The sequence below is a fragment of the Klebsiella sp. HMSC09D12 genome (assembly GCF_001808475.1).
In the GTDB taxonomy this organism is placed as follows: domain Bacteria; phylum Pseudomonadota; class Gammaproteobacteria; order Enterobacterales; family Enterobacteriaceae; genus Klebsiella; species Klebsiella oxytoca.
In genome coordinates this window covers 1-15,837 of record NZ_KV793438.1, presented here as the reverse complement: position 1 = coordinate 15,837, position 15,837 = coordinate 1, and the positions used below count along the sequence as shown (strand labels likewise).

At 56.2% G+C, this 15,837-nt stretch carries 18 protein-coding genes, 1 pseudogene and 1 riboswitch; of the genes and pseudogenes, 13 read left to right on the top strand and 6 right to left on the bottom strand.

Translation table 11 applies throughout. The annotated features are described in order from the left end of the window. Positions 1–6 precede the first annotated feature (6 nt). From traX to arsH, 9 genes and pseudogenes are all read left to right on the top strand, one after another. Positions 7–732 carry a type-F conjugative transfer system pilin acetylase TraX gene (traX, locus tag HMPREF3178_RS07810; protein WP_009309882.1) on the top strand — a complete coding sequence of 242 codons (726 nt, stop codon included), beginning with the start codon at positions 7–9 and terminating at the stop codon, positions 730–732. 154 nt (positions 733–886) lie between these two features. Continuing rightward, on the top strand, positions 887–1,483 hold the full coding sequence (locus HMPREF3178_RS07805) for a fertility inhibition protein FinO (protein WP_009309883.1): 597 nt from the start codon (positions 887–889) through the stop codon (positions 1,481–1,483). A 19-nt stretch (positions 1,484–1,502) separates the two neighbouring features. Next, positions 1,503–1,850 carry a DUF6404 family protein gene (locus HMPREF3178_RS07800; RefSeq protein WP_009309884.1) on the top strand — a complete coding sequence of 116 codons (348 nt, stop codon included), beginning with the start codon at positions 1,503–1,505 and terminating at the stop codon, positions 1,848–1,850. Positions 1,851–2,320: 470 nt separating this feature from the next. After that, a complete protein-coding gene (locus HMPREF3178_RS07795; protein ID WP_009309885.1) occupies positions 2,321–2,965 on the top strand; it encodes a hypothetical protein in 645 nt (214 codons plus the stop codon). Positions 2,966–3,020: 55 nt separating this feature from the next. After that, positions 3,021–3,671, top strand: a complete 651-nt coding sequence (locus HMPREF3178_RS07790; RefSeq protein WP_009309886.1) for a DUF2726 domain-containing protein — start codon at positions 3,021–3,023, stop codon at positions 3,669–3,671. Beyond that, complete coding sequence (locus HMPREF3178_RS07785; protein WP_009309887.1) at positions 3,668–3,979, top strand: hypothetical protein; 312 nt, start codon at positions 3,668–3,670, stop codon at positions 3,977–3,979. Before HMPREF3178_RS07790 ends, HMPREF3178_RS07785 begins: the two co-directional genes overlap by 4 nt. Positions 3,980–4,084: 105 nt before the next feature. Next, positions 4,085–4,225 (top strand): annotated as a pseudogene (locus HMPREF3178_RS31625) (phospholipase D family protein); the annotation flags it as partial. A gap of 250 nt (positions 4,226–4,475) precedes the next feature. Then, a complete protein-coding gene (locus tag HMPREF3178_RS07780) occupies positions 4,476–4,808 on the top strand; it encodes an ArsR/SmtB family transcription factor (RefSeq protein WP_001549890.1) in 333 nt (110 codons plus the stop codon). 5 nt (positions 4,809–4,813) lie between these two features. Then, a complete protein-coding gene (arsH, locus tag HMPREF3178_RS07775; RefSeq protein ID WP_025801347.1) occupies positions 4,814–5,527 on the top strand; it encodes an arsenical resistance protein ArsH in 714 nt (237 codons plus the stop codon). 57 nt (positions 5,528–5,584) lie between these two features. On the opposite strand, the gene arsC is transcribed toward arsH, so the two are convergent. From arsC to HMPREF3178_RS07760, 3 genes are all read right to left on the bottom strand, one after another. Next, positions 5,585–6,013 (bottom strand): glutaredoxin-dependent arsenate reductase, encoded by a 429-nt coding sequence (gene arsC / locus HMPREF3178_RS07770; RefSeq protein ID WP_001549888.1) that lies wholly within the window; start codon positions 6,011–6,013, stop codon positions 5,585–5,587. Positions 6,014–6,062: 49 nt separating this feature from the next. After that, positions 6,063–7,346, bottom strand: coding sequence for an arsenic transporter (locus HMPREF3178_RS07765; RefSeq protein ID WP_001549887.1), 1,284 nt, complete (start codon positions 7,344–7,346; stop codon positions 6,063–6,065). A gap of 95 nt (positions 7,347–7,441) precedes the next feature. Next, positions 7,442–7,795, bottom strand: a complete 354-nt coding sequence (locus HMPREF3178_RS07760; protein WP_001549886.1) for a metalloregulator ArsR/SmtB family transcription factor — start codon at positions 7,793–7,795, stop codon at positions 7,442–7,444. Positions 7,796–8,278: 483 nt separating this feature from the next. Between HMPREF3178_RS07760 and HMPREF3178_RS07755 the strand changes: the two genes are divergently transcribed. Together HMPREF3178_RS07755 and HMPREF3178_RS07750 are read left to right on the top strand one after the other, a co-directional pair. Next, positions 8,279–9,757, top strand: coding sequence for a SulP family inorganic anion transporter (locus HMPREF3178_RS07755; RefSeq protein ID WP_001549885.1), 1,479 nt, complete (start codon positions 8,279–8,281; stop codon positions 9,755–9,757). Positions 9,758–9,775: 18 nt separating this feature from the next. After that, positions 9,776–10,603 carry a universal stress protein gene (locus HMPREF3178_RS07750; RefSeq protein WP_070585106.1) on the top strand — a complete coding sequence of 276 codons (828 nt, stop codon included), beginning with the start codon at positions 9,776–9,778 and terminating at the stop codon, positions 10,601–10,603. 71 nt (positions 10,604–10,674) lie between these two features. Here the strand turns inward: HMPREF3178_RS07750 and HMPREF3178_RS07745 are convergent, their stop codons facing one another. Beyond that, on the bottom strand, positions 10,675–11,871 hold the full coding sequence (locus HMPREF3178_RS07745) for an MFS transporter (RefSeq protein WP_001549953.1): 1,197 nt from the start codon (positions 11,869–11,871) through the stop codon (positions 10,675–10,677). 380 nt (positions 11,872–12,251) lie between these two features. After that, positions 12,252–12,322, top strand: a riboswitch (Fluoride riboswitch). Positions 12,323–12,399: 77 nt separating this feature from the next. Here HMPREF3178_RS07745 and crcB point away from each other — a divergent pair. Both crcB and nhaA read left to right on the top strand, forming a co-directional pair. Beyond that, positions 12,400–12,774 carry a fluoride efflux transporter CrcB gene (crcB, locus tag HMPREF3178_RS07740; protein ID WP_004118534.1) on the top strand — a complete coding sequence of 125 codons (375 nt, stop codon included), beginning with the start codon at positions 12,400–12,402 and terminating at the stop codon, positions 12,772–12,774. 274 nt (positions 12,775–13,048) lie between these two features. Further along, positions 13,049–14,197 carry a Na+/H+ antiporter NhaA gene (gene nhaA, locus HMPREF3178_RS07735; protein ID WP_011977829.1) on the top strand — a complete coding sequence of 383 codons (1,149 nt, stop codon included), beginning with the start codon at positions 13,049–13,051 and terminating at the stop codon, positions 14,195–14,197. A gap of 353 nt (positions 14,198–14,550) precedes the next feature. Here the strand turns inward: nhaA and HMPREF3178_RS07730 are convergent, their stop codons facing one another. Then, positions 14,551–14,883, bottom strand: coding sequence for a DMT family transporter (locus HMPREF3178_RS07730; RefSeq protein ID WP_004118538.1), 333 nt, complete (start codon positions 14,881–14,883; stop codon positions 14,551–14,553). Positions 14,884–15,014: 131 nt separating this feature from the next. After that, entirely contained in the window at positions 15,015–15,572 is a 558-nt protein-coding gene (locus HMPREF3178_RS07725; protein WP_004118540.1) for a recombinase family protein, read from the bottom strand. Positions 15,573–15,837 lie beyond the last annotated feature (265 nt).

Below are 15,837 nucleotides of genomic sequence, written 5' to 3'. Positions count from 1 at the left end.
ACAGAGATGACAGCACACACAATCGGTTTCAGAGCCGCTGACCGCTGGCTGCAGGCATTACTGACCTGGACACCGGGTCAGACGGATATGATTAAAACGGTGGCCCTGGTCCTGATGGTCACCGACCATGCCGGGTTACTGCTGGCACACAATAACGAGATAATGCGGCTTCTGGGACGGGGCTGTTTTCCGCTGTTTGGTCTGGCATGGGGAATGAATCTGGCCCGGCACGCGGAAATACGCCAGTCGCAGCTGAACAGCCTGTGGGGCTGGGCGCTGGTTGCCCAGGTGTCGTTTATGCTCATCGGGTACCCGTGGTATACCGGGAATATTCTGTTTGCCTTTGCCGTCACGGGCCAGGTCCTGCGGTGGGTCAGCCAGCCGTCCTGGTATTACACCCTCCCGGCGGTCGGACTGCTGGTCGCCTGGATACCCCTGTCAACCGGCAGCTACGGCATGGCCGGAGTGGGCATGCTCACCGCCAGCTGGCTACTTTGTCGCGCACAGCATGCACCGGAACGGCTGGGATACGGGGTGCTGTGGGCCCTCATGGTGTTGCTGATGAATATGCATAACGTGAGTGAATCGGCGGCCGGGCTGGCGATTGCGCTGCTGACGCTGATCGTGTGTTCATCTGCCGGAGAACGTGTGAAACGCTTCTGGCCGCGGCATTTCTTTGTGATGTTCTATGCAGTGCACCTGGCGGTACTGGGTATTGTCATCTCGATGTAAAAAAAAACCGGACACAGGTCCGGGGGAGGGCACATTGCCCGTAAACGTGACAAGGGGATATCATCGTTGTGTCCACTGCATTGTGAGGTGAAACGATGATACCGTTAGCGTATCGTATACCTCAGACCTGTAGCTTTTATTGATATGGCCCCTTATGAGTGAAGAAAAACGCCCTGTACTGAGCCTGAAACGAAAACCGGCGGAGAACAGTACGGCACCCGCGGAGGCGACACCTGTCCCTGGTGTGGTGCGCCGTAAGAAGGTCGTGGTGGTTTCGTCCCCGCCGGCCTGGAAGGCAAAGAAAGAGAAACTTGAGAAGGTTAAACAAGCGGCAGAAGCCGCCGCGCGTAACGCGGCGCCGGCGCCGGTTAAAGCGGTAAAGACGCCACCTCAGGTGCGTTATCTTCGCCTGCTGCCGCCGGAACAGGCCATCATGACCCTGAAGGCGTTCTGGCCACAGCTGTTCGACGGGAACTCCCCCCGTCTGCTGGCAACAGGCATGCGCGAACAGCTGTTTGCCGACATTGTGAACCGTGACCTGCCGCTGTCGCATAAACAGGTGATTAAGTGCCTGAAGAGTCTGACCCGGTCTGCGGGCTATCTGTCCCGGATGAAGGTGGGGGCCTCCCGCTATGATCTGCAGGGGAATGCCGTCGCGACCGTCGCTGCAGAGGAAGCGCAGTACGCCAGCGAGCGCATGATGAAAGAACTCCTGCGAACTGAGCGTATGCGGAGCCAGTCAGCTGGCTGAATACAATCGAGGAGAGGAAATGGATTTTGAAGCGCGGAAACAAAAGGCGCTGGCGATAATGGCCAGCCGTAAGATGTGGAAAAGCAATTATGCACCGCTTCTGATACGACTGTTGTGGCGGCTGGGGATAAACATTCCCCCGCTGCCGTTTGCTCCGCTCTGGCAGGTTTTTGTCGTAATGACAGGCTATTTCTCCCTTGGATATGGGCTGTGGATGTACTGGACGGTGTGGCGGGCCCAGGGGATGCCTCTCCTGTTCGCCTGCGAAGTCAGTCTTATCGCGGGCGTGTTATTTGGCCTGACGATGGCACTTTTTCATCTGTGGCGGCGAAAGGTGAATAAATTACCTGACTGGAAAGATCTGTAATGAAATAAATATAAGCTGTCAGGTTGTGAATATTCCTGGCCTGACAGACCCCTCGTTTTCTTAAAAATATTTACCCTGTATGGTGTGGTTATTATACGTGACTACGTCCGTTCTGGTATTACTCCTGTCCGGAAGGGACTGTTGTGTTTATTATTGTCGTATATAGTCAGAACAAATATATTCAAACGAAAGAGAGGTAAAGGGTGAAAGGCATTGTGGCTGAGGCATGTGTGTTGCCCGGGTATGGGCAGACGCGAAGAATGACAAGCCATTCGGTGCCGTGAATGGCTGCTTCGGGACTGCCACGTCCCGGGGTGATGAGACGCTTATAAGTGCTCAATTTTCAATTTAAGTCATCCACTGTCAGTATTTAACTGATTTCAATATTTTATTACATCACGACGTGCGATATATGAAATGCACAGGCTTTCATATCGTGCGTAAATCATCAAATAAAAAGGAATGATACTATGTTTAAATATTTTATTCTGCGCAAACAGCAGCAGCTGTTCTGTTATTTCTGCGGTATCGTGCTAGCGATGGTTCTTATGCTCCTGTTCCCTTCCGTTTTTCGGGGGAATGGGTTTTATCTGCTTTTATCGTCTGTTGCGCCGTTCTGGGCAGGCCTTGCCCTATATACCCGTCACATCGACCGGATGAGAAAGCCAGAGGTCTCACCGCTGGTCAGTATTCGCGACGGTATTCAGGTGGTGGCCGAGGTGCCGCGCCATGAAAAGGCCCGGCTGGAATGGGAAATCCTCCGGGATGATGAGGTGTTTCGCCAGCAAAGGTGGGAGCTTACAGGCCTGACCGGACGGGTTATCAGCCGGGGGCTGTTGTATACGCCGGCGGTGATGCTGGTCGGTATCGGTATTCTCGCCTGGGGTTCCCCACAGGATGCCATCCGCCTGATTAATGCTCTTCGTAATATGCCTGCTGCGGAACTGGTGCACCAGATTGGTTTTGTCCTGTGCCTCGTCCTGCAGATTAGCGTCATATCAGTTCTGATCGCTGATGTTGTAGCCGGGAGAGGACTGCCGAATGTATTTCGCCGCGCGTTGCTCGACAGGCTGCCGGCAGAGTTCTGCCTTATCAGAAGAGGGACAGAAAGATGAGGACGACGACAGGAAAACGCATCGGGAAAGAAAGGAACATCAGGGAATAAAATACATGGCAAAGATATTAATGATGGCGGGCAGTACCGTTGTTGTGCTGAGTTTGCTGGGGTTTCTGGTGCTGCTTCTGAAAGGACGCGCAGTAACGAAGACTTCCCCGGTTCTGATGTCACTGAAAGCCCTGGGTATTCGCCCCTCAGAGGCTGAGCAACGGTTGTGTCGCCAGCGGGTCTGGGTGGGTAATGACACACTGATGACGCCACGGGAACAACATTTTTTCCGGGCATTACTGAGGCATACCAGCCGAAAGCGCTGGCTGTTGTGTCCTCAGGTCCGGGTGGCAGATATTGCCACACTCTCTCCCCATATCCGGCCACGATCCCGGACCTGGTGGCAACTCTTCCGGATGGCATCACAGTGGCACTGCGATGTGGTCATCGTTGACATCCATACCTTCGCTATCATCGGCGCAGTTGAACTGGATGATGCCTCACACCAGAAAAAACACCGTATCCGGCGCGATATTCTGCTGGAAGAGGTTCTGAGGCAGGCCGGTATTCCACTACTACGCGATCGGGATTCAGAGAGGCTGGTAAGAAGGGTCAGAGAGTTTCTGAAATACCGCGGAGCCGATGCTGCCGAAAAATCCATAACCGGTATGAATTCAACGACAGAGCATACTGAACGCAAGGAGAAAGAAAAATGATTATCGCCGCCGAAGTGAAACGTGATGAACAGGGGTACTGGACACATCCTGTGCTGGCACGCAGTGGTTGTGAAACTTCCGCAGAATTAAGCTACTGGCTCAGAACTCATAAACTTCAGTGCTTTGTGATGACAATGCGCGATGAAGCGCCTGAAGCCTTTGCTGCCGGATTTACGGATGAAGCCCCGGATGCCCGTGGCTGGATACCGGAACCGCCGAATGATGATGATGGCTGGTTCCTGGGCTCTGTCCACGATACCGGCGACGGACCCGTCTGCTACTGGTTTCGGCATACCACAAAATCCTGACGCCTCCGCATGGCGTCGTTGTCCAACCCCGGGAACGGGGAAAAGCCAGTTTCCCCCGTTCCCGGCGTTTCTTAAAACACCCGTTAAGGAAATACTGTGAAAAAAATTAACCGTACACTCCGCAGATGTTGTCTGTCGGGGCTTATTAGTCTGACTTTGTTTGCACCTGTTCCGGCCGTGTATGCCGCCAGCATCGAGACGGGATATTCACCGGAAGGAACGGCTCTGCAGCGGGGTCTGAGGTCCAACCATGCGAAAAACCACGTTAAGAAAGCAACCTTCTGAAAAGGCGACGTTTATCAGTTTTTTTTCCGGCCATAAAGGGGGCGGAAATTATTCCCTGCACGGGTATTCGCAAGGATTTCGGTAGTGCTCTGGCTCTGCCCCCCATAACCTGGCGGACAGAGCATGATTGGGAAAGCGGTACCCTCACGGCAGAAACGATTGACGCAGGCTATATTTCTATTATTCTGGAAATATAGATAAAGGAGGTATTATGGATTTAAACACTGCTGCAAACGCACTTCGAGAACTGGGCCACCCGACACGTCTCAGCATATACCGGGAGCTGGTCAGGGCGGGTCATGAAGGCCTGCCGGTTGGCGAACTGCAGAAGCACCTTGAGATTCCTGCCTCCACGCTCAGCCATCATCTTTCAGCGCTGATATCCGCTGGACTCATAAGCCAGGAACGGCAGAGTCGTACCCTGTTCTGCAGGCCCTGCTATGCGCAGCTTGAGCAATTGATGGCCTTTCTGACAGAAGAATGCTGCGCAGGCGGCAGCTGCAGTCTGTCACCCGCAAAGACTCCCGAAGAGACCCCATTGTGAACAACCTGACTGATGCCCTGAAAAATATCGATCCGGCCCTCCTGGACGCGCCGCTGACGGAAGATAAGCTGAAGGCCAGAGAGATAACGCATCCGCCCCGCATCCTGATGCTCTACGGCTCGCTGCGGGCGCGCTCTTACAGCCGGCTGACAACGGAAGAAGGTGCCCGGCTGCTGACGGCCATGGGCGCGGAGGTGAAAATTTTCAACCCGTCCGGCCTGCCACTGCCCGATGATGCGCCGGAGACGCACCCGAAAGTGGCTGAGCTGCGGGAGCTGGTTCTCTGGTCGGAAGGCATGGTCTGGTGCTCTCCGGAGCGTCACGGGGCCATGACCGGCATCATGAAGGCCCAGATTGACTGGATACCGCTGACGTCAGGCGCGGTCCGCCCGTCACAGGGAAAAACCCTGGCCGTCATGCAGGTCAGCGGCGGCTCACAGTCGTTCAACGCTGTAAATCAGATGCGTATTCTTGGACGCTGGATGCGGATGATCACCATCCCGAATCAGTCATCCGTGGCAAAAGCCTGGGCCGAGTTTGATGAGGATGGCCGCATGAAGCCTTCTTCGTATTATGACCGCATAGTGGACGTCATGGAGGAACTGATGAAGTTCACCCTGCTGACGCGCGGTCGCAGTGATTATCTCACCGACCGCTACAGCGAAAGGAAAGAGAGTGCCGCGCAGCTTTCTGAGCGGGTCAACCAGCGCAGCATATAAAAAAGCCGGCAGATGCCGGCTTTTTCCACACTGTTATGCCCGCAGCCTGGTAAAAAATCAGTGGCTGACGCGGTTCCCGTGCTCATCAATGACGGCTTCGCCGTCCTCTTTGGTAAACGCGCCCTGCTGCGGGTCCGGCAGTATGTCCAGAACCACTTCGGAGGGACGGCACAGCTTCGTGCCGAGCGGTGTCACTACCACCGGGCGATTAATGAGGATCGGATGAGCCAGCATGGCATCGAGCAGTTCGTCATTGCTGAAGCGGTCTTCTGCCAGGCCGAGCTGTTCGTACGGTTCGGTATTTTTGCGCAGCAGGTCGCGCACGCCGATGCCCATATCCGCAATCAGCTTCTTCAGCTCATCGCGTGACGGCGGCGTTTCCAGATACAGAATAACCGTGGGTTCGGCGCCGCTGTTACGGATAAGCGCCAGGGTATTGCGGGATGTCCCGCAGGCCGGGTTGTGGTAAATGGTAATGTCAGTCATAAGCGGTACTCCGTAAAGGGGCTGCACGGGCGCAGCCCCGGGGTTAAAGTTAAACAGACAGGCGCAGGGCCAGCGCGGCCAGCGTGACAAAAAGCACCGGCAGGGTCATCACGATGCCCACGCGGAAGTAATAGCCCCAGCTGATGGTGATGTTTTTCTGTGCCAGCACGTGCAGCCACAGCAGGGTTGCGAGGCTGCCGATAGGGGTTATTTTCGGGCCGAGGTCACAGCCGATGACGTTGGCGTAAATCATCGCCTGCTTCACCACGCCCTGTGCGCTACTACCGTCAATCGACAACGCGCCAACCAGCACGGTGGGCATGTTGTTCATGACGGACGAGAGTGCCGCCGTCAGGAAGCCGGTGCCGAGCGTTGCGCCCCATACGCCGTGCTCTGCAAACCGGTTCAGGGCGGCGGAAAGGTAATCAGTCAGTCCGGCGTTACGCAGTCCGTATACCACCAGATACATGCCCAGCGAAAAGATAACGATCTGCCAGGGCGCGCCTTTCAGCACCCTGCCGGCGTCAATCACGTGTCCTTTGCGGGCAACCAGCCAGAGAATAAACGCCGCCACCGCCGCCACCAGGCTGACCGGCACGCCGAGCGGCTCCAGAGCAAAAAAGCCAACCAGCAGAAGAACCAAAACCACCCAGCCAGCCTTAAAGGTTCGTGCATCCCGGATGGCTTCCCGCGGTGCCTTCAGCTTCGCCAGGTCATAGGTGACCGGGATGTCCCTGCGGAAAAAGAGATGAAGCATCACCAGCGTGGCCGCAATGGAGGCAATGTTCACCGGCACCATGACGGATGCGTACTCGCTGAAGCCCAGCGTAAAGAAGTCAGCCGTTACGATGTTCACCAGGTTCGATACGATGAGCGGCAGGCTGGAGGTGTCAGCGATAAAGCCCGCTGCCATCACAAACGCCAGCGTGGAGCCGGGAGTGAATCCCAGCGCCAGCAGCATGGCAATAACGATCGGCGTCAGAATTAGCGCGGCTCCGTCATTGGCAAACAGCGCCGCCACTGCGGCACCCAGCAGAACGATATACGTGAACAGCAGCCGGCCCCTGCCGCCTCCCCAGCGGGAAACGTGCAGCGCGGCCCACTCAAAAAAGCCGGACTCATCGAGCAGCAGGCTGATAATGATGACCGCAATGAACGTGCCCGTGGCGTTCCAGACAATCTGCCAGACCACCGGAATATCACCGATGTGCACCACGCCGGTCAGCAGCGCCAGCGCCGCACCGATGACGGCACTCCAGCCAATGCTCAGCCCCTTCGGCTGCCAGATGACCAGTACCAGCGTCAGGATGAAAATCGCACCTGCCAGAAACATACCCGCTCCTATTGAATACAAATGCCTGTTAAACCGGACTGATAAATTTTCGATGCGTAATATATTCGATAATCCAGATATATACCGGTAAATTTTTAAATGCAGACAGGCTTGCCGTTGGTGGTGGCGTTATCGCGTTCAGCCTGCCGGCTGAGCTGGCGGATATCATCCCGCTGGCAGAGATAAGCCTGTTCGATAACCGCCGCTGCCCACGCCGGCATATGAGGCGACAGACGATAGTGGATCCATTTTCCGTCCCGCCGGTCGGTAAGCAGCCCGTTTTCTCTCAGCAGAGCCAGATGCCGTGAGATTTTGGGCTGAGTTTCTTTCAGCACGGACGTAAGTTCACAGACGCAGAGCTCCCCTTTTTCGCGTAGCAGCAGCACGAGGCTGAGTCGGGTTTCGTCGGAAAGGCTTTTAAAAAGCTGCAGGGGGGACACGGGTGGCATGGTGACTCCTTATTGTGACTGACCTGAGTGTACCTGTGAAACTTTCTCCGTCAAATTTATATTCACTTAATCATATGTATGTGCGAACGCCGGACGAGCCTGAGCATGCAGAAGGACTTTCCGTCCGGATGCGCCTGACCGGCATTCCATGAACAGCGTTTTTGCCCTGCGCGTTGACCCCGTTAACAATTCGTGTAGAGTAAAAAGCGCTTTTTGCCGTGGTTCATCTGCCCGGCGGGCATTTGTGGCCGGTACTGAACGTCTGTTCATCCGGTCTTTCTGATTACCCGCGCTGCTCTGTCAGCCGTGAAGGAGTGATAAACACCACCATGCGTCTTACGCCACCCTGAGTCGTACCCCTCCTCTGTCGCACTGAATAAACTTCGGCGCGCACTCAAAAACATCCCGTCTGCGGATGTGCTTTTTCGTACGTAAAATTTTTGCCCTCACGGGCTGACCGTAATCAAAAACTGAGAAATGACTATGCTGCTGTCCTCGACGCGTAAGGACTGGCTGGGTAACGTCCGTGGTGACGTCCTTGCCGGTATTGTGGTCGCGCTCGCGCTTATTCCCGAAGCGATCGCCTTTTCCATCATCGCCGGAGTCGACCCGCAGGTCGGGCTCTACTCTGCGTTCTGTATTCCCCTGGTTATGGCCTTCCTCGGCGGCCGTCCGGCAATGATATCGTCCGCCACCGGTGCGATGGCGCTGCTGCTGATCACGCTTGTAAAAGACCACGGCCTGCAGTATCTGCTGGCGGCCTCGGCGCTGACCGGCGTACTGCAGCTGGCGGCCGGCTACCTGAAGCTGGGCAGCCTGATGCGCTACGTCTCCCGCTCGGTGGTCACCGGTTTCGTGAACGCGCTGGCCATCCTGATATTTATGGCGCAGCTGCCGGAGCTGACCAACGTCACCTGGCACGTTTATGCCCTGACCGCTGCGGGCCTGGGCATCATTTATCTCTTCCCGTATCTGAACAAAACCATTCCCTCGCCGCTGGTCTGCATCATCGTGCTGACCGCCATTTCCATGTGGCTGCACCTGGACGTGCGCACCGTGGGTGACATGGGCAAACTGCCGGACAGCCTGCCGGTGTTTCTGATCCCGGATATCCCGCTTAACCTCGACACGCTGATGATTATTCTGCCGTACTCGGCAGGACTTGCCGTGGTGGGGCTGCTGGAGTCGATGATGACCGCCACCATCGTGGACGACATGACCGACACGCCGAGCGATAAAAACCGCGAGTGCAAGGCGCAGGGCGTGGCCAACATCTGCACCTCCTTTATCGGCGGCATGGCGGGCTGCGCGATGATTGGCCAGTCGGTGATCAACGTCAAATCGGGCGGGCGCGGGCGGCTTTCCACGCTCACCGCCGGCGTGGTGCTGCTGCTGATGGTGGTGTTCCTGCGCGACTGGGTGTCCCGGATACCCATGGCGGCTCTGGTGGCGGTGATGATCATGGTCTCCATCGGCACCTTCTCCTGGCGCTCCATCAGCAACCTGCGCAGCCATCCGCTGTCAACCAGCGTGGTGATGCTGGCCACCGTGGTGGTGGTGGTGGCGACCGATAACCTGGCGTTTGGCGTGCTCACCGGCGTGCTGATTGCCTCGCTGAACTTCGCCACCAAGGTCGCCCGCTTTATGGCGGTCTCCTCTGAGCTGAAGGACGACACCCGCACCTATACCGTAGCCGGCCAGGTATTCTTTGCCTCATCCGATCGCTTTATGAGCCACTTCGACTTCCGTGAAGCGGTGGAGCGCGTGGTGATTGACGTAACGCACGCCCACTTCTGGGATATCACCTCCGTGAGCGCGCTGGACCGGGTGGTTATCAAGTTCCGTCGCGAAGGCACGGAAGTGGAGATCAAGGGTATGAATGACGCGACCCGCACCCTCGTTGACCGCTTCGGAGTGCATGACAAGCCTGAAGAAGTGGAAAAGCTGATGGGTGGCCATTAATTTACTGGAGAAAGCATCATGAATAACACCGTTATTGCCTGCGTTGACCGCTCGCCGTCAACCCGGCCGGTCTGTGAGTATGCTGCCTGGGCAGCCGGTAAACTTGGCGCGCCGCTGGCGCTGCTGCACGTGCTCGAAAAGAGTGAGACTCCCGCCGTGTCTGACCTGACCGGGAGCATTGGTATTGACAGCCGGGAGCAGCTGACCGAAGCGCTGGTCCGCGTCGAGGGTGAGCGCAGCCGGCTGCTGATGGCGCAGGGCAAGGCCGTGCTGGCCGGCTGTGCGGAGCTCCTGAAGCAGACCGGACAGCCGGACGCACAGCTGCTGCAAAAGCACGGCGCACTGGACGAAATCCTGGCGGAGCTGGGCGAAGTCCGGCTGATGGTGCTGGGGCGCCGCGGGACGCAGAATCAGGTAGGCAGCCATCTGGAAAGCGTCATTCGCCTGCAGAAAAACCCGGTGCTGATTGTGCCGGAGACGTTTACGCCGCCGGCGCGGGTGATGTTTGCGTACGACGGCAGCAGTGAGAGCCGTAAAAACCTGACGCGCCTGACGGTCAGCCCGCTGCTGCACGGCCTGAGCTGTCATATCGTGATGGTCAACGGTGACATGTCAGCCCTGCAGGATGCGCAGGCTGTTCTTCAGGAAGCCGGTATCACGACCGAGACACGCCTGCTGGAAGACGAGTCCGTAACCGGGGCGCTGTGCCGCTACGCGGACGCCCATGATATCGACCTCACGGTAATGGGGGCCTGCGGGCACTCCCGGTTACGGCGATTCTTTATTGGCAGCCACACCACGGAAATGCTGTCTGAAAGCCGTCAGCCCCTGCTGATGCTGCGATGAAACAGGCGGGCCTGATATCAGGCCCGCCTTCACAGGGGAAAGAGGATGACGGGTATGAAGGTAAAGGCGCGTTATTGCGGCGCATCCGTCCTGATACCGGTGGCCAGCAGGCTGGCGCCAAGAATGTAGACCAGGCAGAACAGGGCCTGAAGATGCAGGGTGACATGGTTATCTATCAGCACGCCCATGATTACCGGGGATGCCCCGCTGGCAATCACCGTCCCTGCCTCAACCGCCGAGCGCACCCTGGCCAGCTGCGCCGGACCAAACAGCTGTACCCAGAGCGCGGTGGCAAGCGTTGAGGCAATGGCCGACGATACGCCGGTCATAATCAGGTAAAAAGGCGTCACCCACTGACCGTTGCTGAGCCATAGCGCCAGCATGGCCAGGGCCTGTGGCATCAGAAACCACGGCAGCAGCCTGCGTGGTGAGAGCCGGTCAATCAGCGGGCCAAACGACAGCAGCGATACCGCCTGGGTAATGGCATAGGCAATAAACCATACCGCCACCCACGACAGCTCCCAGCCTTTCTCCTGTGCCAGCCTCGCCTGGTGGAAGAAGAAGCCGGTGGTGATAAAGGGGGAGGCCAGCACGACAGGCAGCGCCAGCAGCAGGTTGCGGTTTCGCCATACCGGCGCCTCTTTTTCTTTCTCCTCACCCCGCTTTCTGAACGTACGCAGCGGCTTCTCTTTCCCGCGGGGCAAAAACATCAGCGCGACCCCCACGCCGGCAACAAGCATTCCGGCATTGATGCCCCAGGCAGCGCGCCATCCCGTCAGCGCGCTTATCTGCACCGCAATCACAGGAAAAACGGCCTGCGCCAGCGAGAGCCCCAGCGCGATGGCGCCGAGCGCCTTGCCTGCATCAAGGGGGAACTGGCGCGCCGTTGCGGTCAGCGCAGTATGCACCATCAGTCCCTGGCCGCCGAGGCGCAGAAAGTAAAACCCGATGCACAGCATCCACGCCGCCTGTGCGCCGGAAACCAGCAGGCAGGCCGTGAGCAGCAAAAGGGTGACCGCCAGCGTGAAGCGGCGGGTCGTGGTGTAGTCAATCAGCCGTCCGGCCCAGGTCAGCGTGATGGCGCTCATCACCGTTCCGATTGCGTACAGGCCGCCCAGTCCGCCGTCGGTGAGCCCAAAGGCCTCACGAAAATCCTGCCCGTAAAGTGAGACAAAATAGGTCTGTCCAAAGCTGGACATGGCCATCAGCATCGCACCGAACGTAAGGTGAGAGGCGTGATGAAACATAAACCGAAAAAGCTGACGCATGAATATCCCTGAAGGCGGGCTGCAGCCCGCCGATTAATCACGACGTGTCCGTACCGGCTGCTGCGGACACGGCGCCTGCGTCCCTGAAGCAGGTACACGCGGGTTCACCGTGAAAGGTGGCAGTCCCGTAACGGATATGAGAGAACGGTACCCGGCGCGGACTGGCTGTCGCGGCAGGCTCTCTGATAAAGGACGGGCGAAGAGAAACTCAGGGTGGCGTAATGTGCATGACTCACAGTCAGATATAAAATGCTGCCGAAACGATAATTTTTAATGCTCTTCAGGTCAAGCCTGAAAACGGGCTCCTCATGCCCGCCGCAGGGGGAGTCGCACAAAAACAGTGGATAGCCGCTTGATTAACGCCCGTGACCGGGCCAGAATTGCGGCGAGGTGATGGCGTTCCACCTTACCCAACCGCTTCCCCTGAGAAGCTGATGACGCCTGATATTACTCCCCTTTAACCGGGAGTATGTCAGGCCGCCCCGTATCATCAGCCTGCATACTCCCTCTGACACAGAGGTAAACCCCGTGAAATCTTATCTGGCCATTATCATTGGTGGATCCGCTGGCTGCCTGATCCGCTGGCTGCTTGGCGCACGCCTGAACAGCCTGTTTCCTGACCTGCCACCGGGCACGCTGGTAGTGAACCTTGCGGGCGGATTTATCATTGGTGCGTCGCTGGCCTGGTTCATGCGCCATCCTGACCTGGATCCGGCCTGGCGATTACTTGTTATCACCGGGCTGTGCGGTGGGCTGACCACGTTTTCCACGTTTTCCCTGGAAATATTCTCACAGCTGCAGTCCGGTAATTATTTCTGGGCGTTTACTTCACTGCTGGTACACGTAACCGGCTCCATTCTGATGACTGCCCTGGGTTTTTTTGTCGTCACATGGCTGCTGTGAGCGTGTGGCTGATGACGGATAAAAATGCCCCTGCCTGCGGCAGCTTTACAGGGCTTTACCTCTTCCGCCTGAAGCGGGCCGGACGTTATGATAAAATTAACGTCACGCTAATTCGTTAATTTATCAGCAATTAATTATCGTATTTTTTATATCTTCAGCGTAGCTCAGCCGGCTTATCCTCTGATAACCAGCGGTTGTATATCAGGGGAAGGCCTGTTTTTTTTGAATAAAGGGAGGGAGTGTGTCAGAAATCCCAGACAGAAATAAAAAGAGGATGTCAGAAGTGCCATCTGCATTTTTCAGCTCGCCCGCAGCCGGCGGCATCGTGCTCATCATCGCCTCAGCAGCCGCTATCATCGTGGCTAACTCTCCGCTCAGGGAGGGATATGAGGTATTCCTGAAATACAACGCCGCCGGCCTCTCCGTTGAGCACTGGATAAACGACGCCCTGATGGCCGTGTTCTTCATGATGGTCGGCCTGGAAATCAAGCGCGAGCTTCTCACCGGTCAGCTTGCCACCTGGGGCCAGCGCGCGCTGCCGGGATTTGCCGCGCTGGGCGGGATGGCCGTGCCTGCGGCCATTTACGTATGGTTTAATGCGGGCAGCGATGAAACCCTCGCTGGCTGGGCAATTCCTGCCGCCACGGACATTGCCTTTGCGCTCGGGGTACTGGCACTGCTGGGCAGTCGCGTACCTGCCTCGCTGAAAATTTTCCTGTCGGCGCTGGCTATTCTGGACGACATGGGCGCAGTGGCTATTATTGCGCTCTTCTATACCAGTAATATTTCGTTTCTGATGCTGGCCGGTGCGGCGGTCACGGTTGCTCTGCTGTTTATCATGAACCGTGCCGGGATTACCCGGCTGTTTCCCTATCTGCTGGCGGGGGGCGTGCTGTGGTTTTTCATGCTTCAGTCCGGGGTGCACGCCACCATCGCGGGTATCCTGCTGGCGCTCTTTATCCCGCTGCGGGTAACCGATCCGGATAAACAATCCCCTCTTGCCCGGCTGGAGCACGGCATCAATCCGTGGGTGACGTTTCTGATACTGCCGCTGTTTGGCTTCGCAAATGCGGGGGTCGCGCTCTCCGGTATGACGGCTGATGACCTGATGTCGCCGGTACCGGTCGGCGTTGCGCTGGGCCTGTTTGTTGGCAAGCAGGCGGGCATTTTCGGCCTGTCGCTGCTGGCCGTCAGCCTGGGCCTGGCAAAACGGCCTGAAAAAAGTACCTGGCTGCAGGTTTACGGCGTATCGGTCCTGTGCGGAATAGGGTTTACCATGAGCCTGTTTATCGGCAACCTGGCGTTTGCAGAAAGCCCCCTGTTGGTGGACGAGGTCAAGGTGGGGGTACTTGCCGGCTCTGTACTGGCAGCACTGGCGGGTATGCTGATACTGCGCTTTTCTCCTTCGCATCCTTCCCGGTAACGCATTCGGGTCCGGAAAATCCCCGTGATGACGGGGATTTTTATTTCCCTGCAAACTTATTAATCAACAGGGCCACCTTCATTACCGTCGGCATTTATTCAGGTGCTTATCATCACACTGGTGCCCGCATTTATAGTTTGCCGAAAAAATTCGCACCGTTAATCATGCAGGTACAAACAAAAAGCAGTCTTTTTGTCAATCATGGCAACTTTTCCTGGCCGCCCCCGGTTATGTCGGTTCTCTCGCCTGTTATTAATGTAGCGGGTAATGTCCCATTTCAAAAAGGGGAAAGGGAGAGGCATGCTGATGTCTAAAATCAGAATGCCCCCGGAGTTCTGTTTATGGATGAGAACCTACAGCTGCTTGTGTCCTGCCAGAATTTTCAGGCCAATGATACCCGCCAGAATCAGTCCGAAACAGGCAATGCGTAACAGGCCCTTATCTTCATTTAAGTAAATTATTCCGTACGCTGCTGTCCCTAAAGCACCAATCCCGACCCAGACCGCATAAGCGGTTCCTACAGGAATAGTCCGTGTTGCCAGGGACAAAAAGTACATGCTCACACCGATAAATGTCAGGCAAAAAATACTGGGGTAGATCCGGGTAAATCCCTCAGTCCGGAGCATTGACGCGGCATAAAAGACTTCGGCTATGCCGGCAATCACCAGATACATCCATCCATTCATAAAACTCCTTTAACGGCTCATCAAAACCAGCAATATTGTGGGCAATGTTAACTCTGTTTTTAAGCAGGGGATCATCAGCATCAACCGCGAAACCCTTTCCGGCACAGGAAAAAATCGCTGCCTGCGTCGGGTTAACTGCCTGGGCCCAGTTTTTTTAACCTGAAATAGGTGGCCCTGGATATGCCGGTTTTCTCCATCACCAGTTTAATGGGCGTTTCGTGCCGGATAAGCTCCAGTGCGGCGGCCGATTTGTGATGAGGTTTCCGTCCAAACCTGACGCCTGCCGCCATGGCGATGACCCGGCCTTCGTTTGTGCGCTCCAGGATCCGCTCCCGCTCAGCTTCAGCAACGGCAGCAAGGATCTGAATGACCATTTTACCCATCGTGCCTTCAGTACTCAGTCCATTCTCCAGAAACCGGATGGCTATTCCCTTTTTATAGCAGGCATCAACAATGTGGATCATATCCGCTGTGTTGCGGCCAAGCCGGTCCATTTTGGTACACATGATAATGTCATCTTTTTCGGCACGGGCAAGCAGCCGTTGTAACCCTTCACGTTCGTCCGTGGCGCCCGACATCATGTCAGTAAAAATCCGGTCATCTCTGACGCCTGAAGATTTCAGCTCCATGATCTGCGCCGTCAGTTTCTGATGGCTCGTTGATACCCTTGCATATCCCAGTAATGCCATATTGGTCTCACAAATCGATACTGATACTGCGTAGTATCATAAAGCATAAAACACGATTTTTGATACTCATGTAAGCACGCACTTTAAAAGGTCTCAAAACTTATAATATCTGAGACTATCAAAATTTGAGCAGAGCGATACCCTTACGAAAGGATGCGGGATGAGTGACGGTTTTCTGACCAGTGAACAGACCGAAAACTACGGACGGTATGCCGCCGAGCCTAACGAGGTTGGGGTCGTCTCAGAAAACGGAAAATAAAGCACG

Bases quoted from the DNA above. Each gene is read 5' to 3' on its own strand.
- HMPREF3178_RS07795 (WP_009309885.1), top strand. From the start codon at position 2,321: ATGTTTAAATATTTTATTCTGCGCAAACAGCAGCAGCTGTTCTGTTAT.
- HMPREF3178_RS07760 (WP_001549886.1), bottom strand. From the start codon at position 7,795: ATGCCACCCGTGTCCCCCCTGCAGCTTTTTAAAAGCCTTTCCGACGAA.
- HMPREF3178_RS07725 (WP_004118540.1), bottom strand. From the start codon at position 15,572: ATGGCATTACTGGGATATGCAAGGGTATCAACGAGCCATCAGAAACTG.
- HMPREF3178_RS07780 (WP_001549890.1), top strand. From the start codon at position 4,476: ATGGATTTAAACACTGCTGCAAACGCACTTCGAGAACTGGGCCACCCG.
- nhaA (WP_011977829.1), top strand. From the start codon at position 13,049: ATGTCAGAAGTGCCATCTGCATTTTTCAGCTCGCCCGCAGCCGGCGGC.
- arsC (WP_001549888.1), bottom strand. From the start codon at position 6,013: ATGACTGACATTACCATTTACCACAACCCGGCCTGCGGGACATCCCGC.
- HMPREF3178_RS07755 (WP_001549885.1), top strand. From the start codon at position 8,279: ATGCTGCTGTCCTCGACGCGTAAGGACTGGCTGGGTAACGTCCGTGGT.
- HMPREF3178_RS07785 (WP_009309887.1), top strand. From the start codon at position 3,668: ATGATTATCGCCGCCGAAGTGAAACGTGATGAACAGGGGTACTGGACA.
- HMPREF3178_RS07750 (WP_070585106.1), top strand. From the start codon at position 9,776: ATGAATAACACCGTTATTGCCTGCGTTGACCGCTCGCCGTCAACCCGG.
- HMPREF3178_RS07730 (WP_004118538.1), bottom strand. From the start codon at position 14,883: ATGAATGGATGGATGTATCTGGTGATTGCCGGCATAGCCGAAGTCTTT.
- HMPREF3178_RS07745 (WP_001549953.1), bottom strand. From the start codon at position 11,871: ATGCGTCAGCTTTTTCGGTTTATGTTTCATCACGCCTCTCACCTTACG.
- HMPREF3178_RS07800 (WP_009309884.1), top strand. From the start codon at position 1,503: ATGGATTTTGAAGCGCGGAAACAAAAGGCGCTGGCGATAATGGCCAGC.
- traX (WP_009309882.1), top strand. From the start codon at position 7: ATGACAGCACACACAATCGGTTTCAGAGCCGCTGACCGCTGGCTGCAG.
- HMPREF3178_RS07765 (WP_001549887.1), bottom strand. From the start codon at position 7,346: ATGTTTCTGGCAGGTGCGATTTTCATCCTGACGCTGGTACTGGTCATC.
- HMPREF3178_RS07790 (WP_009309886.1), top strand. From the start codon at position 3,021: ATGGCAAAGATATTAATGATGGCGGGCAGTACCGTTGTTGTGCTGAGT.
- HMPREF3178_RS07805 (WP_009309883.1), top strand. From the start codon at position 887: ATGAGTGAAGAAAAACGCCCTGTACTGAGCCTGAAACGAAAACCGGCG.